The sequence below is a fragment of the Streptomyces sp. NPDC088246 genome (assembly GCF_044741025.1).
Taxonomy (GTDB): Bacteria; Actinomycetota; Actinomycetes; order Streptomycetales; family Streptomycetaceae; genus Streptomyces.
This window is the reverse complement of sequence record NZ_JBIURV010000026.1, coordinates 1-17,929: the sequence shown is the minus strand read 5'-3', so window position 1 is coordinate 17,929 and position 17,929 is coordinate 1. Positions and strand designations below refer to the sequence as shown.

The window sequence follows — 17,929 nt, the reverse complement described above, 5'->3', positions numbered from 1 at the left end:
ATGCAGGCAACCCTCTCGTCCGGCTGGCCGACGCTGCTGCGGCGGCTGGAGTTCGTGGCCTACCCGGCCGCCGCCGGGGCCGCGTTCGCCGTGCTGTCGCTCGGTGTCGTGACCTGGCTGCCCGCGCTCGCCGCAATGGGGCACGCCCTGCAGCGGTGGCGGGCGGAGGGTGACAGCCGTTGCTTCACCAACGCGTTCAGCGCCTTCCCGCAGTACTGGCAGGCCCTGTGGCGCCACAGTCTGGCGTCCACCGCGGCAGGGATCGTCCTGACCGCCAACATCGTCCATCTGCTGGGCCGCTCGGAGCCGTGGACGTTCGTACTCCTCGCCGCGCAGGTGGGCATCGCGGCCGCTCTGGTCGTCCATCATGTTGCGCTCGCGGCCGAGGCGGGCCGGTCACCGCACGGGACGGTCCGCACCTGGTCGCGCGGGGCACTGGCCCTCGGCTTCGGGTCCGCGGCCCGTGGCACCGCACTGCTCGGCGCGGTGATCTCCGCCGCGCTGCTCTCCCTCGTCGTACCGCTGGGGCCCTTGCTCCTCGGCCCCAGCGTCCCCGTACTACTCGCTCTGTCCTTCGCAGACCCCAGGAGGCACACCCCATGAGCCGCGTACTACGCACCACTCTCGTCGCCGCGCTCGCCGCAGGCGCCCCGCTCGTCTTCCCCCCGACGTCCGTGGCCGCCGAAGCCGCCACCGCGTACTACGTGTCGCCGTCCGGCAGTGACTCCAACGCCGGTACGTCGGCGAGCGCCCCGCTCGCCACGATCCAGAAAGCGGTCGACCTGGCACCGACGGGCTCGGTCGTGAACCTCGCCGCCGGCACGTACCAGCAGGACGTCGTGACCAAGCGCGCCGGAGTCAGCATCACCGGCCCGTCGAACGCCGTGGTGAAGGGGGCCGGCGACGCCCGGATCATTCAGGTGCAGCACGACTCGACGACGCTCAGCGGTTTCACCGTGGACGGGCTGCACGGGTCGTCCACCGATGTGTCGGGGTACCGCCTCAAGCTCATCTATGTCATGAGCACAACTCCCGGCAATGGTGTGGGCGGTCTGCGGATCACCGGAATGACACTGAAGAACGCCGCCGACGAATGCCTGCGGGTGCGCTATCTGGTGACCGGCGCCGACATCTCCGACAACACGATCACCAACTGCGGGGTCAATGACTTCAAGTTCGGCGGCGGCGGCAAGAACGGCGAGGGCATCTACCTCGGTACGGCCCCCGAGCAGCAGGGGGCGAACGGCGCCCCGGACGCGGCCCCCGACATCAGCAGGAACAACCGCATCCACCACAACACCATCGTCACCCAGGGCAATGAGTGCGTCGATGTGAAGGAGAACTCGACCAACAACTACGTCGAGCACAACGACTGCAGCGGTCAGAAGGACTCCGGCTCCGGTGGGCTGGACGCGCGCGGCAGCGGCAACATCTTCCGCTACAACACCATTCACGACAACGTCGGCGCGGGCATCCGGCTCGGCGGCGACACCGCGACCGACGGCATCGACACCAGTGTCTATGGCAACACCATCACCGGTAACGCGGGCGGCGGCATCAAGTTCATGCGCACCCCGCAGGGTCCGGTGTGCACCAACACGATGAGCGGCAACACCGGTGGCGACGCGGTCGGCACCTACAGCAGCGAGTACACGCCGACCGGTGCGTGCCCCCAGTGAGCGGGCAGGGACCCGCGAGACGCGGGGTACTGACGGCGGCGGCCGGGCTGGCGGCGGTCGCCGCGACGGCGCCGGGGGCTCAGGCCGCCGAAGCGTCGAACAGTGGCATGGGCCGGTCGCGCTGGACGACGTCCTGGGCGACCGCGCAGACCGCGCCGACCGCCGCCGACGCGGTGGCGAGCGCCGGGCTGACCGACGGCACGTTCACCGCCGACGTACGGCTGTCGGCGGGCGGAACGGTCCGGCTGCGCTACGGGCACGCCTTCGGCACGGTTCCGGTCCTGATCGGCCCCGTGACGGCGGGCGGCCGGCCGGTGACGTTCGGCGGGCGAGCGCAGGCGTGGATCGCCGCGGGCGCCTCGCTGACCAGCGACCCGGTCGCCGGTCTGCGCACCACCGAAGCGGCGGCTCTGACGGTGGAGACCCGGCTCCCCGGCCCCACCGGGCCGCTGTCCTTCCACCGCAACACCCATGCCTCGCACACCGTCGACGGCGTGCGCACCACATCGGTGTTCCTGCTGACGGGTGTCGAGGTGACCGGCGCGCACGGGCCGGTGATCGCGGTGCTCGGCGACTCCATAGCGGAGGGCGTCGGCACACCCGACGACGCCGATCTGCGCTGGCCCGACCAACTGGCCAGGCGCCTTCCCGGTTCGGCCGTCGCCAATCTCGGCATCAGCGGCAACCGGGTGCTGCTGGACGACGCCCGGTTCGGGCCGAGCGGACAGGCACGCTTCGACCGCGATGTGCTGTCGCTTCCGGGACTGCGGACCGTACTCGTCCATCTCGGCGTCAACGACCTTCAGCAGCCGCCGAGCCAGACCGATCCGGCGCGGGTCCTTTCCGGGTACCGACAGCTGGTGCTTCGCGCCCGTAACACCGGGCTGCGGGTGGTCGGCGCGACCATCACCCCGTTCGGGGGCTGGATCCGCTGGACGCCGGAGCTGGAAGCGGTACGGCAGCAGGTCAACGCGGCGGTCCGGACCGGCCGGGTCTTCGACGCCGTCGCCGACTTCGACGCGGCACTGCGCGACCCGGAACAACCGTCGCGGATGCTGCCCGCGTACGACAGCGGCGACGGACTGCACCCCGACCCCGCCGGTCATGCCGCGCTGGCCGCGGCCGTCGACCGCCGACACCTTCTGTGAGGGCCGCATCATGAACCCAGGCATCACTCCGGGCGCCACCCGGCGCACCGTTCTCGCCGGGGCGGCGGTGCTCGGCGCAGCCGCCGCCCTGCCGCTCACGCTCACCGCGGCTCCCGCGCACGCGGCAGCCGGGGACGCCGTCGTCGATGACGCCGCCTCCCTGCGCACCCGCTGGCACACCCTGCTCACCGGCGGCCCGGGTCTCGACCTGACGGACCCGCAGATCGCCGCGGCCGTGGCCAGGACCGGCAAGGCCGCCACCACCTCGGCGAAGGGCCTCGACCCGACCCGTACCGACGGGCTGTTCCCCGATCTGACCAGCACCACGCTCTCCAACCACGTCACGACATCGTTCAAGCGGCTCGCCACGGTCGCGACCGCGTGGGCCGTGCCCGGCACTCCTCAGTACGGTGACACCGCGCTGCGCGATCTGCTGCTGGCGGGCATCGACTGGATGCTGACGAACCGTTACGGCCCCGGCCACACCCGGTTCGACAACGACTGGGACTGGGAGATCGGCTCCGCGCTCGCCCTCAACGACGCGTCCGTGCTGCTGTACGACGCGCTCGGGACGGAGCGGCTGGGCCGGATCAACACCGCTGTCCGGCACTACACGCCCGACCCGAACCTCTGGCGGGCCGACCGGCAGATCGCGACCGGCGCCAACCGGGTGTGGATCTCAACCGTCGTCGCCGTCAACGCCGTGCTCAGCGACAACGGCGACGATCTGGCCCGGGTCCGTGACGCTCTTTCGGACGTCGAGGGTTCGGGTGCCAACAGTGTCCTCGCCTTCAACGACGAGGGCGCCGCGGCGGAGGGTACCGGCGAGGGCTTCTACTCCGACGGTTCGTTCCTCCAGCACTACAAGCACCCGTACAACGGCGGCTACGGCAAGGAGTTGCTGAACAACCTGTCCCGGCTGCTGAACCTGCTCGCCGGTACGGCGTGGACGGTCACCGACCCCGATCTCGACAACGTCCGCAGCTGGGTCGCCGACGGCTTCGACCCGCTGCTGGCCCGCGGCGATGTGATGGCGTCGGTGTGCGGGCGCGAGATCGCCCGCCCCAGCAAGCAGGGCCATGTCTCGGCGCAGACGGTCATCGAAGCGGTGGTACGACTGATCCCGAGCTTCCCCGGCGAGGCGGCCGACCGGTTCACCGCCCTGGTCAAGCAGTGGATCGCCGAGGACACCTACCGGGACTTCCTGGCCGTCACCGACCTCGCCTCGCTCGTCGCCGCCCGGCAGATCATCGCTTCCCCGGTCCCTGCGCGTGGTCCGCTGATCGCGCACAAGCAGCACCCGCGGATGGACAAGGCGGCCCACCACCGGCCGTCCTTCGCGCTGGGCATCTCCGCGTACTCGTCCCGGATCTACAACTACGAGTCGATCCAGAACGAGAATCTGCACGCCTGGCACCTCTCCGACGGCATGGTCCTGCTCTACACCGACGACCTCGGGCACTACAGCGACGACTACTGGCCGACCGTCGACCCGACCCGGCTGCCCGGTACCACCGTCATCGCCGGCCGGCCCGCGGACGCGGCGGGGCAGCGCACCACCAGCACGGCCGACTGGGCGGGCGGCACCGCACTGCCCGGGACGACGCTCGGTGCGTACGGCATGGAGCTGCGCGCGTACGGAAGTTCGCTGCACGGGCTGAAGAGCTGGTTCTGCCTGGACGATGTGATCGCCTGTGTCGGCTCAGGCATCACCTCCGACGCGGGCACGGCCGAGACGGTCGTGGAGAACCGGAAGCTCAGCGCCCCGAAGGCGGCCCTGCTCGTCAACGGCACGGCCGCGCCCACGGACGCCGGCTGGTCGGCAGAGCTCGACCAGGTGCGGTGGCTGCATGTCGCCGGGACCGGCGGCTACGTATTCCCCGAGCCGGCCACGCTCCACGCCCTGCGTCAGGACCGCACCGCGACGTGGCGCGAGATCAACCTCAAGTACGGCACGGACACCCCGGTCACCCGCCCGTATCTGACGCTGTGGCAGGACCACGGCACCGCGCCGAGCGGGGCGGGCTACTTCTGGCTGCAGGCCCCGGCGGCCTCCGCCGAGCGTACGAAGCAGTGGTCGTCCGCGCCTCCGGTGAAGCTGATCGCCCGCTCCACCGCCGTGCATGCGGTACGCCGCTGCGCGGACGGACTGGTCGCCGCGAACTTCTGGACCGCGGGAACCGTGCAGAACCTGGCATCGGACGGTCCCGCCTCGGTGCTCGTACGACCGGACGGAAAGACGGTGAAGGTGTCACTGTCCGATCCGACGCAGCTGCGGTCCTCGGTGGTCCTGGACCTGGCGCAGCGCGGTCTGACCGTCGTGTCCGCCGATCCGGGTGTCAGCGCCGCACGCACCGGCAACGGCATCCGGATCACCGCCGAGACCGCTGAACGCCACGGTGCAACCCTCAGCCTCACCCTGAAGAGGAGCTAGACCCTTGCTGTTCGACATGGATCTGGACCGGCTGCGCGACTACCGGCCGGAGCCGGAGGAGCCGGCCGACTTCGACGCCTTCTGGGAGAAGACGCTCACCGAGACGGCCCGCCATCCCCTGGAAGCCGAGTTCGTCCCGTACAACGCGGGCTTCGCGACCGTCGATGTGCTCGATGTGACGTTCCGGGGCTGGGGCGGGCAGCCCGTGAAGGCATGGCTGATGCTGCCGAAGGCGCGCTCGGGTCCGCTGCCCGCCGTGGTGCAGTACATCGGCTACAACGGCGGCCGGGGCATTCCGTACTCCTGGCTGACCTGGAGCGCACTCGGCTACGCGCATCTGGTCATGGACAACCGGGGCCAGGGCGGCGGCGGCAAGAACACCGCGGACACCCCTGACATCGGCCCCGACGGGCACGGCTCGTCCTCCCCCGGCTTCCTGACCCGCGGCATCGAGGACCCGTACCACCACTACTACCGGCGGCTGATCACGGACGCGGTGCGGGCGGTGGACGCGGCGAAGGCCCATGAGGCGGTGGACGCGTCCCGGGTCGCGGTGCTCGGGGGCAGCCAGGGCGGCGGGCTCGCCCTGGCCGTCGCCGGGCTGCGGGACGACATCGCGGCGACGGTCGCCGATGTGCCGTTCCTCTGCCACTACCGGCGTGCCTCGCAGATCACGGACGCCGGACCGTATGCGGAGATCGCCCGCTGGCTGTCCGGGCACCGCTTCCGGATCGGCGAGGCGATGGAGACCCTGTCCTACTTCGACGGGGTCAACTTCGCGGCACGGGCGAGTGCCCCGGCGTGGTTCTCGGTCGGTCTGATGGACAGGATCTGCCCGTCGTCCACGGTGTTCGCCGCGTATCACCGCTATGCGGGTCCGGCCGAGATCGAGGTGTTCACGTACAACGGGCACGAGGGCGGCGCGGAGTACGACCTGCCGCGCAAACGCGACGCGCTGCGCGGCGTGTTCGGACGCTAGCGCAAGAAGGTCACCGGCCCAGCGCCGCCATCGCGGCGTTGTGGCCGGGAACCCCGCTGACCCCGCCACCGCGTACGGCGCCCGCCCCGCACAGCAGCACATTGGCGTGCGCCGTCTCCACACCCCACCGGCCGGTGGATTCAGTGGCGTACGGGAACGCGAGATCCCGGTGGAAGATGTGGCCTCCGGGCAGCCGCAGATCCTGTTCGAGGTCGAGCGGTGTCTTGGCCTCGATGCACGGCTCGCCGTTCTCGTCACGTGCCAGGCAGTCGGTGATCGGCTCGTCCAGGTGCGCGTCGAGTTCCGCGAGCGTGGCCGCCAGCAGCTCGGCGCGCGTCGCCGCGTTGTCGGCGGCGAAGAGCCGGGCGGGGGTGTGCAGGCCGAAGAGGGTGAGGGTCTGGTAGCCGCGGGCTGCGAGGTCGGGGCCGAGGATCGACGGGTCGGTCAGCGAGTGGCAGTAGATCTCGGACGGCGGGGCGGCGGGCAGCCGGCCCCCCGCCGCGTCCCGGTAGGCGTCGGCGAGCTGCCCGTACCCCTCGGCGACGTGGAACGTGCCGGCGAAGGCCTCGCGCGGGTCGACAGAGCGGTCACGCAGCCGGGGCAGCCGGGTGAGCAGCATGTTCACCTTCAGCTGCGCGCCCTCGGCCGGGGTGGGCGGCTCGTCCCCGAGGAGAGCGGCGAGCGCCTGCGGCGAGGCGTTGACCAGGACCCTGCGGGCCGTGACGACGTGTTCCGCCTCGGTCGAGCGGACGGTGATCTCGGCCCGTGTTCCGTCGGTGTCGATACGGGTCGCCTCGTGCCGTACGCGGATCTGAGCCCCGGCCTCGCGGGCGGCACGGGCGAGGGCGTCGGTGAGCGCGCCCATGCCGCCGACCGGGACGTCCCAGTCGCCGGTTCCGCCACCGATGACGTGGTAGAGGAAGCAGCGGTTCTGGAGCAGGGACGGATCGTGCGCGTCGGCGAAGGTGCCGATCAGTGCGTCGGTGAGCACGACTCCGCGTACGAGGTCGTCATGGAAGTTCTTCTCGACGGCGACACCGATGGGCTCCTCGAAGAGTGTTCGCCAGGCCTCCTTGTCACCGATCCGCTCGCGCAGCGCGTCCCGCGTCGGCAGAGGTTCGGTGAGTGTCGCAAAGGCCCGCTCGGCGACGCGTCGCGTCATGCCGTAGAAGCGCTGCCACGCCTCGTACTCCCGGTCCGAGCCGGTGAGTGCGGCGAAGGATTCCCGGGTGCGGTCCCCGCCGACGAGCAGCCCGGTGGCGCGGCCGCCGCGCACGGTCGGGGTGTACGAGGAGACGGTCCGCTTGCGTACGGCGAAGTCCAGGCCGAGATCGCGGACGATCTTCTGCGGCAGCAGGGACACGAGGTACGAGTAGCGCGACAGTCGGGCGTCGACCCCGTCGAAGGGGCGGGTCGAAACGGCCGCTCCGCCGGTGGTGGCGAGGCGTTCCAGGACCAGGACGGACTGTCCGGCGCGGGCGAGGTAGGCGGCGGCGACCAGACCGTTGTGGCCGCCGCCCACGATCACTGCGTCATAGCTGTCGGGTGCGGGCATGACCCTTCGTAGCACGGGACGATCACCCCTGAACAGAGGCTGTGGCGTCCGGTCAGTGCGGCGGCACTCCCCGCCCGCGGCGCAGCGCCGCGACCCGGCGGTACAGCTCCACGGCCTCCGGTCCCCGGCCGAGCTGCTCCAGGCAGTGTGCCTCGTCATTGCGGGCGGCGAGGGTATCGGGGTGGTCGGCGCCCAGAACGCGTTCGCGGGCCGCGGCGACCTGGCGGTAGACGGTGAGGGCGTCGGCCCAGCGGCCGAGCCAGCCGAGGCCGACGGCGACCTCGCGGCGGCTGACGAGGGTGTCGGGGTGGTCGGCGCCCAGGACGCGTTCGCGCACCGCGCACACGTCGCGCGCCTCGGCGAGCGCTTCCTCCCAGCGGGCGAGGCGGCCCAGATTGACACCGAGGCCGTGGCGGGCGCGGAGCGTCTCGGGGTCGGCGGGACCGCCTACTCTGGTCCGGTCGTCTACGAGGGCACGGTAGAGCTCCAGGGCCTCCGCGCTGCGACCCAGGCGGCCGAGGCTGATGCCGACCTCGTAGCGGGCGGAGAGTGTGTCGGGATGGTCGGCGCCGAGCGACCTCGACCGGGCCTGGGCGACTTCGCGGTAGGTCTGCAGGGCCTCCGTCCAGCGTCCCAGCCGGCCGAGCGTGTACGCCACTTCGTAGAGCGTGACCAGGGTGTCGGGGTGGTCGGCACCGAGCAGGCGGGAACGGGCCGACGCCACGTCCCTGGACATCCGGTACGAGTCCTCCAGCCGGCCGAGTCTGCTGAGGTTGAAGGCGAGGTTGTGGCGGCAGCGCAGGGTGTCGGGGTGGTCGGGGCCCATCGACCGTTCCCTGGAGGCGAGGACCGTCGCGTACACCTGATGGGCCTCGAAGTGCCGGCCGAGCCGGCCCAGGACGTAGGCCATCTCCTGGCGGGCCGCGAGGGTCTCCGGGTGATCGGGTCCCAGGGTGCGTTCGCGGCCCTGGGCGACGCGGCCGAACTCCCGCAGGGCGTCCGACGCGCGCCCGGTGTGGCTGAGGGTGAAGCCGACCTCGTACCGGCTGGAGAGGGTGTCGGGGTGGTCGGGGCCGAGGGCGTGCTCGCGTTCGGCGGCGACCGCACGGTGTACTTCGCCGGCCTCCTCCCAGTGGCCGAGCCTGCCGAGGTTGAGGCCCGCGCTGTGCCGGTTGGCGAGGATGGAGAGCAGTTCCGGCGACGGGGTCGGCCGCTCGGCCCTGACCTGTGGCAGTTCTCCGGTGAGGTGTCGCATGTCGGTGCCGGTGGTCCATTCGCCGGTGAGGCCCGCGGAGTGGTCGGGCGGCGCGAGCCCGAGGGCGCCGGACGCCTTGTGTCCGGTGGTCATGCCGCGGGTCCAGGCCGGCAGCTCCTGCCCGGGACGCACGACGGGAACGGGCGGCGCGAGCCGTACCTGCCCCGAAGGCTGGAGCTGCGGCTGCTCGCCGGTGCGGCCGACGGCGATCCGCTGCCGTAGGTCGCCCGCGTCGACGGGCCGCTCCTCCGGGGTCTTGGCCAGCAGTTCCAGGACGACGCGGTCGAAGAATCCAGGGAGTTCGGCCCGATGGGTGCGCAGTGGCTCGGGCTGGGTGTCACGGTGTCCGACGAGAACGGCCCAGGCGTCTTCGAGGTCGAACGGCGGTGCTCCGGTGGCGATCTCGTACAGGACGCAGCCCAGTGAGTAGAGGTCGCTGCGGTGGTCGACATGGCCGCCGCTGATCTGCTCGGGCGACATGTAGTGCGGGGTGCCCATGGCGATGCCCGTACCGGTGAGGCGGGAGGTGAAGCCGATGTCGTGGCCGAGCCTGGCGATGCCGAAGTCGCAGATCTTCACCGTGCCGTCGGCCAGCCGCATGATGTTGGCGGGCTTGAGGTCGCGGTGCACGATGCCCTGCTGGTGGGTGTAGCCGAGCGCGTCGGCGACCTGCTCGGCGATGTCGACGATGTCGGGCACCGGCAACGGGTGCTGTTCGTTGTCCTCCAGGAGCTGGCTGAGGTTACGGCCGTCGAGGAGTTCCATCACCAGGTAGAGGACGCCTTCGTGTTCGCCGAAGTCATGGACGACGGTGACGCCCCGGTGCTGGAGGGCAGCGGCCACCCGGGCCTCCCGGCGGAACCGTTCACGCAGGATCCGGGTGAAGGACTGATCGTGCTGGGGCCCCATCGGCTTGAGGCATTTGACGGCCACGTGGCGGCCGAGCGACTCGTCGCGGGCGCGCCACACCTCGCCCATGCCTCCGCGCCCGATCAGATCGAGCAGTCGGTACCGGCTCTGGATCAGCCTGGTGTCCGCCATCGCCTGCTGTCGCCCCCGTCGCTTCGCCTGCTTCTGTGCCCTCCCCGGCCCGTCCAGTATGGCGGCCTGGCTGCGCAGTTTGTACGGGGTGGGGCGGCTGCCGGGACCGAGTCGCGCCATCGCGTTCAGAATGTGACCGGGCGGAAGTTGCCGGCGGAGCCGGGAGGGATGCAGCGCAGGGCGGTTCCGGCGTGCGCAGGCGGAGTCACTCCGGCAAAGGGCTCAACCGGCCGCTCATACGCGGGTCGTCCACCTCTCCCGGATGCGTCAACCGGATACCGAAAGCATTCTCGACAAGCGACAGGACGCCATGGAGAGGGGGCCACTCGCCAAGGACGAGCCCCAACGGCCGCATGTACTCATCGAGCCGTGTCGGGTCCTGCCCGGTCGGCTCAATCGCCCGGAGCGTGTGAAAGTCGACGATGACGTCGCCGTCGACCGCGTACTTGAACCAGTACATCGGCTTCTCGTTGTAGTGCAGGGCAACGGCCTCAGTGCCGACGGACACGGCGCTCAGGATCTGCTCCTCGAGCCCGTGCACACCACTCTGTTCCCACGCCCAGGTCCATGAGCCGTCGGTGCCCGTGGTGACGACCGGTTCCTCATCGTCGAGAAGGTCGTCGCCGAAGTCGTCCGACAGATCCATGCCGTCGCGAAGCGCGAGGGTTCCCCGGTCAACCCCCATGCGGGTGAGCAGCTCGACAGGGCTCAGACCCCGTACGAAGGTCAACGTGTAGATGGGGAAGTCGCCTACCCGGAACATCTCCAGGCCGCGTCCTGCGTGTGCACTCGTCATTCGGCGGATGCTGTCACACCCCGCTGACACCACAGCAAACCGCCGTCGCTTGACAGATCAACTGCATCGGATGTCTTCTTCGTGGCCTCTTCTTTCGGGGGAGATGCGCCCGTTGTCACTCCGCCGCACCCTGGAGAGATGAGCGTCCCGATAGTCGTCCACGGCCTCTCCCGCTCCGGCGGGCGGAGGGTCACCATCAACGGGCAGATCGTCGGGCTCGCGCACGATGACCGCTTTGCCGATCAGCTCCCAGTTGACCGGTACGGTCGTCAGTAGTGAGATCCGGGTCGATGCGTTCGCTTTTACCGGACGTGGAAAGCTTCTACGCCACCGAGGTGCGTGAGAAAGCGCGGCTCGGTAGCGCCGATCAGGACACGGCGACCTATCTCTACGGCAGAAGGACATTGATGTCGCAGGCCATTGAGGGTATCGACCCGACGGTACCGCCCAGCGGGACCGTCTGTGTGGAATGTGAAGCGGCGCAGGGCTGGTGGCTGCATCTGCGCCGCTGCGCCCAGTGCGGGCACGTCGGTTGCTGTGACACCTCCCCGGAGCAGCACGCCTCCCGGCACTTCGCCGACACCGGGCATCCGGTCATCCAGAGCTTCGAGCCGGGCGAGGACTGGTTCTGGGACTTCCGCACCAAGGAGATGTTCAGCGAGGGCCCGAACCTGGCGCCGCCGCAGCACCACCCGCAGACGCAGACGGTGCCCGGCCCACACGAACGGGTGCCTCTCGACTGGCAGAGGCACACCCACTGAGGCCAGGACCCACGGTACGCCGCCCCTGACAGCGAATTGACCGATGCCACAACACGGCATCGGCATCGGCTGTGCCAGCCGTGCCTGGGTTGTTCGTCGGCGAGGCGGGACAGGAGGGTGGCGAGCGGGTCCGGGAGGCGGATCGGTGTGCTGTTGAGGAGGAGGACGGCGTGGCTGTCGAGGACGCCGAGGTGCGCGGCGGTGAGCATGACGATGTGGGTGAGGTGCTGGCCGAACAGCAGGAGCAGGGCGCCTGCCGCTCGCACGTCCAGGGGCAGTTTCTCGTCGTGGAAGCACTGCTGGAGCAGATCCCAGTGGGTGTCTTCGTCGATTCCTTCGGGCTCGGCCTTGGCACGGTGCGGGACCAGCAGGTCCCGGCTGTGGCCGCGGCGGGCCGTCCGGACGAGGAAGTCCCGCAGCTCGTAACGCGTGCTGGGGCCGTCGGCGAGCCACAGGTCGACATGATGCTGGGCCGCCTCGGGGGCGTGCGCGGCTTCGACGGCGGCGGGGAAGTCCAAGGAACACAGACACGTCGGCCTGCTGTACCGACGTGATCGGCTCCGCCCGGTTGCTCGGATCAGGCATGGGGGACGACGGCAACAGGGCAGCGCGCGTGATGAATGGCAGCTTGGGCGACTGGGCCCAGGTGTGATGGGGCGGGGCGGGGCTTGCGTCGGCCGACAACCAGCAGGGCGGCGCCATGGGCGGCCCGTACGACAGCCTTGGCGGGGCTTTCGAGAGCGATGCTGTCGCTCACCTCCACGAGCGGGAACTTGTCACGCCAGGGGCGGAGGATCTGGTTGAGGTGCTTCTGCGCGTCCTGAGTGATTTCTTCCGTCACGTCGTGATCCACGCCCCAGGGCGCGTATGCGACCAGCGGCAGGCTTTGGCCATGGACGGCTCGAAGAGGCACGCTTCGCGCCGCGGCGGTACCGAAGGCGAATTCGAGCAGGTCGTCGCAGGGGCCGTGCAGTTTCAGTGCCACCACGACGCCGCCTTCCACAGCTGGAGCGGGTTGTGGCCCTTGTCCGCTTGTTCCGGCGCGTACCAGGACCACCGGCCCGTCGGCCCGTACCACGACGGGCATGCTGATGTCTCCGAGAAAATAGCTCTCGACGGGCACCAGTCCGCGCGAACCGAGCACGATCATCTCGGACTCCGATGCCGCTCGCAGAAGCGCGTGCAGGGCGTCGTCGGCAACCAGGTTGCCGACAATGGGAAGGCCCGGGTGGCGCGCCTGGAGCTCCGCCCGCGCCTTGTGCACGATCCGCCTCGCCCAGTAGTTCTGATCCATCTCCGCAGGAACGCGGGTCGGTTCCGGCACCAGCAGAGGCCACGCGTGCAGCAGACGCAGCGTGAGCTTGCGCCGCTCGGCTTCGTCGGCGGCCCACCGGGCAGCGGCAAGGCTCTCGGGTGAGCCGTCGAGGCCCACGGTGACGACTGGCTCCATGGCGACTGCCTCCGTCTCGTAAGTCTCGTACAGCCTCGTAAAGGTTGGAATGACGGCAAGCGAGTCCGCATGCCCGGCCTGCTGCGTCCCTGTGCTCTTGTCCGTAACCAGCCAGACGAGGGTGAGGGGCAATCGATGGTGTGAGCATCCGCGCCGACGCGCCGATAACGGCTTCTTCTCGTTCGAGGAGTACCGCAAATCTCCGGGTGCCGCATGCCGACCCCGATGTGGCAGAACTCGTAGGGGCGGGAAATCCGCACAAGGAGGAAGCGCGGTCGTCATTCCCCTGGTGGTTGGGCATCGACGGGTTCCGGGGCGAAGGGTGGAACGGGCTGCCGACGAGGCAATCCGGCACGAAGAGCCACTCCCCTCCCACACGGTCCTGATCCGAGCTCGGTCGGCCTTGCCGTGGGCCCGTGCAGACTGCCCTGCGCTGCCGTTGCGGTGCGCGGTGAGGCGGATTGCCGGGCCCGAAAGTCTCACGTGCCGGTGCCGGAAGTCCGGATGTCGTCGGTCCGGTAGGCAACACGCTCAGCGACGGAGACCACACCGTCAACGCTCCGGCACAGCCGTTCGATGATGGGGATCACGCTCTTGAACTCGACGGATCCGCTGAGGACGACCTGTCCCTGGCGTACTTCGACCGTCACCTCCGAGGGGGCCAGGCCCATCGTCCGCTGTAGTACGTCCCGGTTGATTTCCTCGTAGATGGCGTCGTCACGGCGCAGGAAGACCCGCAGCAGGTCACGACGGCTGACGATGCCCAGCAACTTGTCCGTCTCGTCCACGACGGGCAGCCGTTTGACGTTCTGCACCTCCATGAGGCGGGCAGCCTCGACCACGGTCCACTCCGGGCGCGCACACACCGCGGGAGCCGACATCAGTTCCTCGGCCCTGGCCCCCTCGGCTTTGGCCCGCTCCCACGCCTCCAGATGCGGAATCGGTGTGCGGCCGGACGGATCAACCTGGTCGGAAGACTTGCGCAGCAGGTCGGCCTCGGACACGACACCCATGGGGCGATCCAGTTCATCGACCACGGGTACCGCTGTGACATCGTTCTCCGCCAGCAGCTTGACGATCTCTTTGAACGGCAGGTCACGCCGTGCCCTGACGACGTCTCTGGTCATGAGCTCTGCGACCGATCGGTGGTGCATGCGGCTTCTCCCTTCGGGATGTGACGGCCGGTGATGGTCATATGTCGAGCGGGTCAGGACCCGTCGCCGCGAGTCGCGCGGATGGGCCGGCCAGGCTCGTCGGTGGACCAGTGGACCAGTGGGCCCGGTACCGGCCCGCTCGGCCACGCGGGAACACGGTTTCTCATCCCATGCGGCGACACGCCATACGTGGCACGTTGGGTACAGCAACATCATGAGGAATTGGCGGCGATCATGCGAGCTCACCTCGGCGATCAGCTTGTTGTCGAAAGCCCGGCCACCGGCGCCGGCAGGCGCGACGGCGAGATTGTCGGACTCCACCATGAGGACGGAACCCCTCCCTACGACGTGCACTGGTCGGATACCGACCAGGTGACGCTCGTGTTCCCCGGGCCCGACGCCCATATCCGTCACCTTGAGCACCGGCCCGGCAGATCCCGCGAGCCGTCCCGGCCGGGCATGGCCGAGGCCGGCGCCGAGTCCGCCGGGGTCCGGCTCGATGAGGCACCCAACCCCGGCGACATCGGCCGGCGCGTGGCCATGGAACGCGAGCGACAGGGGCTCAGCCGTGCAGAAACAGCCCGCCGCGCCAGAATGGCGCCGGACTACCTGGCATACCTCGAGCAACGGCCGGCGGACCCGAGTCCGGCGAGTCTCATCAGCCTGGCCGACGCACTCGGCACCACCGTCGCAGCCCTGCGCGGAGGCGGCATTGATCTGCCACCCGGCCAGGGCCAGGCACTCCTGCACCCCCGGTTGCGGGACCTGGACCCCGACGAATGCCGCGCCCGGCTCTCCACACACGGCGTAGGACGCATCGCGGTGGCAACACCCGATGGCCCGGCAGTCTTTCCAGTGAACTACGAGGTCATCGATGGCACGATCGCTTTCCGGACCGCACCTGACGCAGTGCCTGCGACAGCCGGGGGAACAGATGTCGCATTCGAGGTCGACCACGTGGACGAGGCCATGAGCCAGGGCTGGAGCGTGCTTGCCGTAGGCCCTGCGCGGATCGTCACAGAACCCGACGCACTGCGGCAGCTTGCCGATCGGGCCCATACCACGCCCTGGGCAGGGGGCGAACGCAACACATGGGTGTCGATCCGGCCCACGCGCCTCACAGGGCGGCGCATCAGTCCAGCTGATCAGTGACCGACAGCGGACTGCCGCGACGCCCGGCGGGCATTCCACGACCACGATCCAGTCCTGACCGCACAGTGGTCCCCCCAATGGGCCCACCGACTCGGGCAGGGAGGCTTTGGCGATCCAGGCCCCTGCTCTCCGACGCTCATGTGACAGCGCTGGTCTACTACGCTGTTGCGTCATTGCGTCCATGCGTGGCGCGTAGCCGTGACGCTTTGTCCCTGTTTCCAGGGCCGCCTTGCCTTCCCTGCACGGCCACTTACGACCGAGTCAGACCGTACGCCGAACCCGGCATCCGCGCCGTCCACATCGCGGTGGCGTCGCCCTGCTCACCCTGTGATTCACGGCGATCCACGACGAGGGGCACGCCGTACCGAGTGCGCGCAGCGAAGCCCGTTCGGCGCTGACGCTTGACTTCGAGCAGGGTCTCCTCCATAACGTCATCCCATGTCGGACGGAAAAGACTCGGGCGAGCCCGGAAAGCTGCCGCGCTCGCTGTACGAGCGGGAGCTGTACCGGCTCCAGACCGAACTCGTGAAGCTCCAGGAGTGGGTACGCGCGGAAGGCGCACGGCTCGTCGTGGTGTTCGAGGGACGTGACGCGGCGGGCAAGGGGAGCACGATCAAACGCGTCACCGAACACCTCAATCCCCGAGTGGCACGTATCGTCGCTCTGCCGCGGCCCACCGAGCGCGAGCGCGGCCAGTGGTATTTCCAGCGCTACGTCGAGCATCTTCCAGCCGCGGGGGAAGTGGTCCTGCTCGACCGCAGCTGGTACAACCGCGCAGGCGTCGAGCGCGTCATGGGTTTTTGCACCATGGAAGAACATCAGCGGTTCCTCCGCCAGTGCCCGATCTTCGAGCGGATGCTGGTGGAGGACGGCATTCTGTTGCGCAAATACTGGTTCTCGGTGAGTGACGCGGTGCAGGAAGAGCGGTTCCGACGCCGGCTGAAGGATCCCACACGCCGGTGGAAACTCTCGCCGATGGACCTGGAATCGATCAGCCGCTGGGAGGCCTATTCGCGGGCGAAGGACGAGATGTTCGTCCATACCGACATCTCGGAGGCTCCGTGGTACGTCGTCGAGAGCGACGACAAGCGCCGGGCCCGGCTGAACATGATCGCCCATCTCCTGTCGAGCGTGCCGTACGAGGCAGTCGCTCCGCCGGTGATCGAACTGCCTCCGCGGCCTGCGGCCACCGGGTACCAACGGCCGCCGAGAGACCTTCAGACGTACGTCCCCGACCACGCGTCGCAACTCAGGAAGTGAGGCGAGGGGTCTCGCACGATCGGGCCGCCAGAGGTACGACAGCCACCGGACAGTCGGCGTGGTGGAGCAGGGTATGGGCAACTCGGCCGAGTTGGAGTCCGAGGTGGCTGCGGCGGCGATGCGCTCCGACAACGATCAGGTCTGCCGCGGCCGAGCGCTGGACCAGCACTTTTGCGGCCGTTCCCTCGACCGCCGCCGAGTGCAGCCGGACCGTCGGGTGATCGCGTACGGACTCGGCCACCGCTTCGTCGATCAGGGTCGCCGCACGTTCCTTGTGGTACAGGTGCTCACTGGCAGTACGCCGGGGGTCGGCTCGGTCGTGCGAGGGACAGCGCCAGGCATGTACGGCATCCAGGTCGCAGCCCCTCGCCCCAGCCTCGTGGAAGGCGAACCGGACCGCCGCCCCTCCCCTGTCCGGTTCCCCGATACACACGAGGATCCGCCCGTGCGCGCCTTCGATTCCGGCCCTGTCACCGCGCACGACGATGACGGGACAAGGGACCCGGGCAGCCACGGACAGGCTGACCGAGCCGAGCAGAAGTCCGGTGAGCCCGCCACGGCCTCGCTCCCCGATGATCAGCGCCTCGGCATTGCGTCCCTCGTACAAAAGGGCGATCACCGCGTCCTCGGGCGTCACCTCGACCGAGACGTCGACGTCCGGATGACGGCGACGGGCACGCTCAGCAGCAGTTTCAACGATGCTGTCGGCGAGCGCCTGCTCCGCAGGGCGGCCCAGGCCGAGCGCCGGCGCGGCGCCCTCGTACCGCTCCCACCTGGACGCGTACACCAGCCGCAGCGGCAGCCCATGAAGAGCCGCCTCATCGGCGGCCCAGTCGACTGCCCGCAGGCTGGTCTCCGATCCGTCCACACCCGAGACCAGAGGCTGCTTCATCATTTCCACCGCCTTCCACTCGACCGGGCAAGAAGTACCTGCCCTCACAGTTGCACTGGAGCGGGCCGTCCATGAGGACCCGTTCGGCCCGGATACGGAACGTTCGGCCCCCCTTCGTGGTCAGGCTGGTCCGCACGCACGACGTGGTCTTCGGCAGCGGCAGAAGAGACTCGGCGGTGCTGGTTGCCGCCCCGGCGTCCGGCTGGCCCACGAGACGCAGGAGGCCGATAGTGGAGGGAGGAGTGCAGGGTGGTGCGGCGCGAGCGCGCGGGGGGGGTGCCCCTATCTGTTTCGTCAAGCCTGGCGGGGCTGGTTCGTAGGGGTTGGTCCTGGTTTTCGGGAACGTCCCGCGAAGCGGGACGTTCCCGGCGGA

At 69.6% G+C, this 17,929-nt stretch carries 16 protein-coding genes; 10 read left to right on the top strand and 6 right to left on the bottom strand.

Annotated features, from left to right (window positions below; genetic code table 11):
* From ACIPEK_RS30570 to ACIPEK_RS30550, 5 genes are read left to right on the top strand one after another with little or no spacing between them, the layout of a single operon-like run.
* Positions 1 to 603: a DUF624 domain-containing protein gene (locus tag ACIPEK_RS30570; RefSeq protein WP_402002544.1), complete on the top strand. Its 603-nt coding sequence runs from the start codon at positions 1 to 3 to the stop codon at positions 601 to 603.
* Complete coding sequence (locus tag ACIPEK_RS30565; protein WP_402002541.1) at positions 600 to 1,679, top strand: DUF1565 domain-containing protein; 1,080 nt, start codon at positions 600 to 602, stop codon at positions 1,677 to 1,679. Before ACIPEK_RS30570 ends, ACIPEK_RS30565 begins: the two co-directional genes overlap by 4 nt.
* Positions 1,676 to 2,827 carry an SGNH/GDSL hydrolase family protein gene (locus ACIPEK_RS30560; RefSeq protein WP_402002538.1) on the top strand — a complete coding sequence of 384 codons (1,152 nt, stop codon included), beginning with the start codon at positions 1,676 to 1,678 and terminating at the stop codon, positions 2,825 to 2,827. The genes ACIPEK_RS30565 and ACIPEK_RS30560 overlap by 4 nt, the downstream gene beginning before the upstream one ends.
* 10 nt (positions 2,828 to 2,837) lie before the next feature.
* Positions 2,838 to 5,261 (top strand): polysaccharide lyase 8 family protein, encoded by a 2,424-nt coding sequence (locus tag ACIPEK_RS30555; protein ID WP_402002536.1) that lies wholly within the window; start codon positions 2,838 to 2,840, stop codon positions 5,259 to 5,261.
* 4 nt (positions 5,262 to 5,265) lie between these two features.
* Positions 5,266 to 6,240 carry an acetylxylan esterase gene (locus ACIPEK_RS30550; protein ID WP_402002533.1) on the top strand — a complete coding sequence of 325 codons (975 nt, stop codon included), beginning with the start codon at positions 5,266 to 5,268 and terminating at the stop codon, positions 6,238 to 6,240.
* 10 nt (positions 6,241 to 6,250) lie between these two features.
* On the opposite strand, the gene ACIPEK_RS30545 is transcribed toward ACIPEK_RS30550, so the two are convergent.
* From ACIPEK_RS30545 to ACIPEK_RS30535, 3 genes are all read right to left on the bottom strand, one after another.
* The gene (locus tag ACIPEK_RS30545) at positions 6,251 to 7,795 is read right to left on the bottom strand and encodes a phytoene desaturase family protein (protein ID WP_402002530.1); all 1,545 of its coding nucleotides are present in this window, start codon (positions 7,793 to 7,795) and stop codon (positions 6,251 to 6,253) included.
* 52 nt (positions 7,796 to 7,847) lie between these two features.
* A complete protein-coding gene (locus ACIPEK_RS30540; RefSeq protein WP_402002784.1) occupies positions 7,848 to 10,091 on the bottom strand; it encodes a tetratricopeptide repeat protein in 2,244 nt (747 codons plus the stop codon).
* Positions 10,092 to 10,296: 205 nt separating this feature from the next.
* Positions 10,297 to 10,887: a DUF6461 domain-containing protein gene (locus ACIPEK_RS30535; RefSeq protein WP_402002527.1), complete on the bottom strand. Its 591-nt coding sequence runs from the start codon at positions 10,885 to 10,887 to the stop codon at positions 10,297 to 10,299.
* 138 nt (positions 10,888 to 11,025) lie between these two features.
* On the opposite strand from ACIPEK_RS30535, the gene ACIPEK_RS30530 reads away from it, so the two are divergent.
* The 3 genes from ACIPEK_RS30530 (at position 11,026) to ACIPEK_RS30520 (ending at position 12,202) form a co-directional block, all read left to right on the top strand.
* Complete coding sequence (locus ACIPEK_RS30530; RefSeq protein ID WP_402002524.1) at positions 11,026 to 11,163, top strand: hypothetical protein; 138 nt, start codon at positions 11,026 to 11,028, stop codon at positions 11,161 to 11,163.
* A gap of 131 nt (positions 11,164 to 11,294) precedes the next feature.
* Positions 11,295 to 11,648, top strand: a complete 354-nt coding sequence (locus tag ACIPEK_RS30525) for a UBP-type zinc finger domain-containing protein (RefSeq protein ID WP_402002781.1) — start codon at positions 11,295 to 11,297, stop codon at positions 11,646 to 11,648.
* A gap of 170 nt (positions 11,649 to 11,818) precedes the next feature.
* Positions 11,819 to 12,202 carry a hypothetical protein gene (locus ACIPEK_RS30520; protein WP_402002521.1) on the top strand — a complete coding sequence of 128 codons (384 nt, stop codon included), beginning with the start codon at positions 11,819 to 11,821 and terminating at the stop codon, positions 12,200 to 12,202.
* A 23-nt stretch (positions 12,203 to 12,225) separates the two neighbouring features.
* Here ACIPEK_RS30520 and ACIPEK_RS30515 read toward each other — a convergent pair whose 3' ends face one another.
* Both ACIPEK_RS30515 and ACIPEK_RS30510 read right to left on the bottom strand, forming a co-directional pair.
* On the bottom strand, positions 12,226 to 13,098 hold the full coding sequence (locus ACIPEK_RS30515; RefSeq protein WP_402002779.1) for a universal stress protein: 873 nt from the start codon (positions 13,096 to 13,098) through the stop codon (positions 12,226 to 12,228).
* Between the two features lie 479 nt (positions 13,099 to 13,577).
* Positions 13,578 to 14,252 (bottom strand): CBS domain-containing protein, encoded by a 675-nt coding sequence (locus tag ACIPEK_RS30510; RefSeq protein ID WP_402002518.1) that lies wholly within the window; start codon positions 14,250 to 14,252, stop codon positions 13,578 to 13,580.
* A 234-nt stretch (positions 14,253 to 14,486) separates the two neighbouring features.
* Between ACIPEK_RS30510 and ACIPEK_RS30505 the strand changes: the two genes are divergently transcribed.
* Together ACIPEK_RS30505 and ppk2 are read left to right on the top strand one after the other, a co-directional pair.
* Positions 14,487 to 15,404 carry a pyridoxamine 5'-phosphate oxidase family protein gene (locus tag ACIPEK_RS30505; protein ID WP_402002777.1) on the top strand — a complete coding sequence of 306 codons (918 nt, stop codon included), beginning with the start codon at positions 14,487 to 14,489 and terminating at the stop codon, positions 15,402 to 15,404.
* Positions 15,405 to 15,842: 438 nt separating this feature from the next.
* Positions 15,843 to 16,664 (top strand): polyphosphate kinase 2, encoded by an 822-nt coding sequence (gene ppk2, locus ACIPEK_RS30500; protein ID WP_402002515.1) that lies wholly within the window; start codon positions 15,843 to 15,845, stop codon positions 16,662 to 16,664.
* Here ppk2 and ACIPEK_RS30495 read toward each other — a convergent pair.
* Entirely contained in the window at positions 16,654 to 17,556 is a 903-nt protein-coding gene (locus ACIPEK_RS30495; protein ID WP_402002775.1) for a universal stress protein, read from the bottom strand. The genes ppk2 and ACIPEK_RS30495 overlap by 11 nt on opposite strands.
* Positions 17,557 to 17,929: the final 373 nt, after the last annotated feature.

Coding starts and splice junctions, on each gene's coding strand:
- ACIPEK_RS30505 (WP_402002777.1), top strand. CDS start 14,487: ATGCGAGCTCACCTCGGCGATCAGCTTGTTGTCGAAAGCCCGGCCACC.
- ppk2 (WP_402002515.1), top strand. CDS start 15,843: ATGTCGGACGGAAAAGACTCGGGCGAGCCCGGAAAGCTGCCGCGCTCG.
- ACIPEK_RS30535 (WP_402002527.1), bottom strand. CDS start 10,887: ATGACGAGTGCACACGCAGGACGCGGCCTGGAGATGTTCCGGGTAGGC.
- ACIPEK_RS30555 (WP_402002536.1), top strand. CDS start 2,838: ATGAACCCAGGCATCACTCCGGGCGCCACCCGGCGCACCGTTCTCGCC.
- ACIPEK_RS30515 (WP_402002779.1), bottom strand. CDS start 13,098: ATGGAGCCAGTCGTCACCGTGGGCCTCGACGGCTCACCCGAGAGCCTT.
- ACIPEK_RS30510 (WP_402002518.1), bottom strand. CDS start 14,252: ATGCACCACCGATCGGTCGCAGAGCTCATGACCAGAGACGTCGTCAGG.
- ACIPEK_RS30545 (WP_402002530.1), bottom strand. CDS start 7,795: ATGCCCGCACCCGACAGCTATGACGCAGTGATCGTGGGCGGCGGCCAC.
- ACIPEK_RS30565 (WP_402002541.1), top strand. CDS start 600: ATGAGCCGCGTACTACGCACCACTCTCGTCGCCGCGCTCGCCGCAGGC.
- ACIPEK_RS30540 (WP_402002784.1), bottom strand. CDS start 10,091: ATGGCGGACACCAGGCTGATCCAGAGCCGGTACCGACTGCTCGATCTG.
- ACIPEK_RS30530 (WP_402002524.1), top strand. CDS start 11,026: ATGAGCGTCCCGATAGTCGTCCACGGCCTCTCCCGCTCCGGCGGGCGG.
- ACIPEK_RS30525 (WP_402002781.1), top strand. CDS start 11,295: ATGTCGCAGGCCATTGAGGGTATCGACCCGACGGTACCGCCCAGCGGG.
- ACIPEK_RS30495 (WP_402002775.1), bottom strand. CDS start 17,556: ATGAAGCAGCCTCTGGTCTCGGGTGTGGACGGATCGGAGACCAGCCTG.
- ACIPEK_RS30570 (WP_402002544.1), top strand. CDS start 1: ATGCAGGCAACCCTCTCGTCCGGCTGGCCGACGCTGCTGCGGCGGCTG.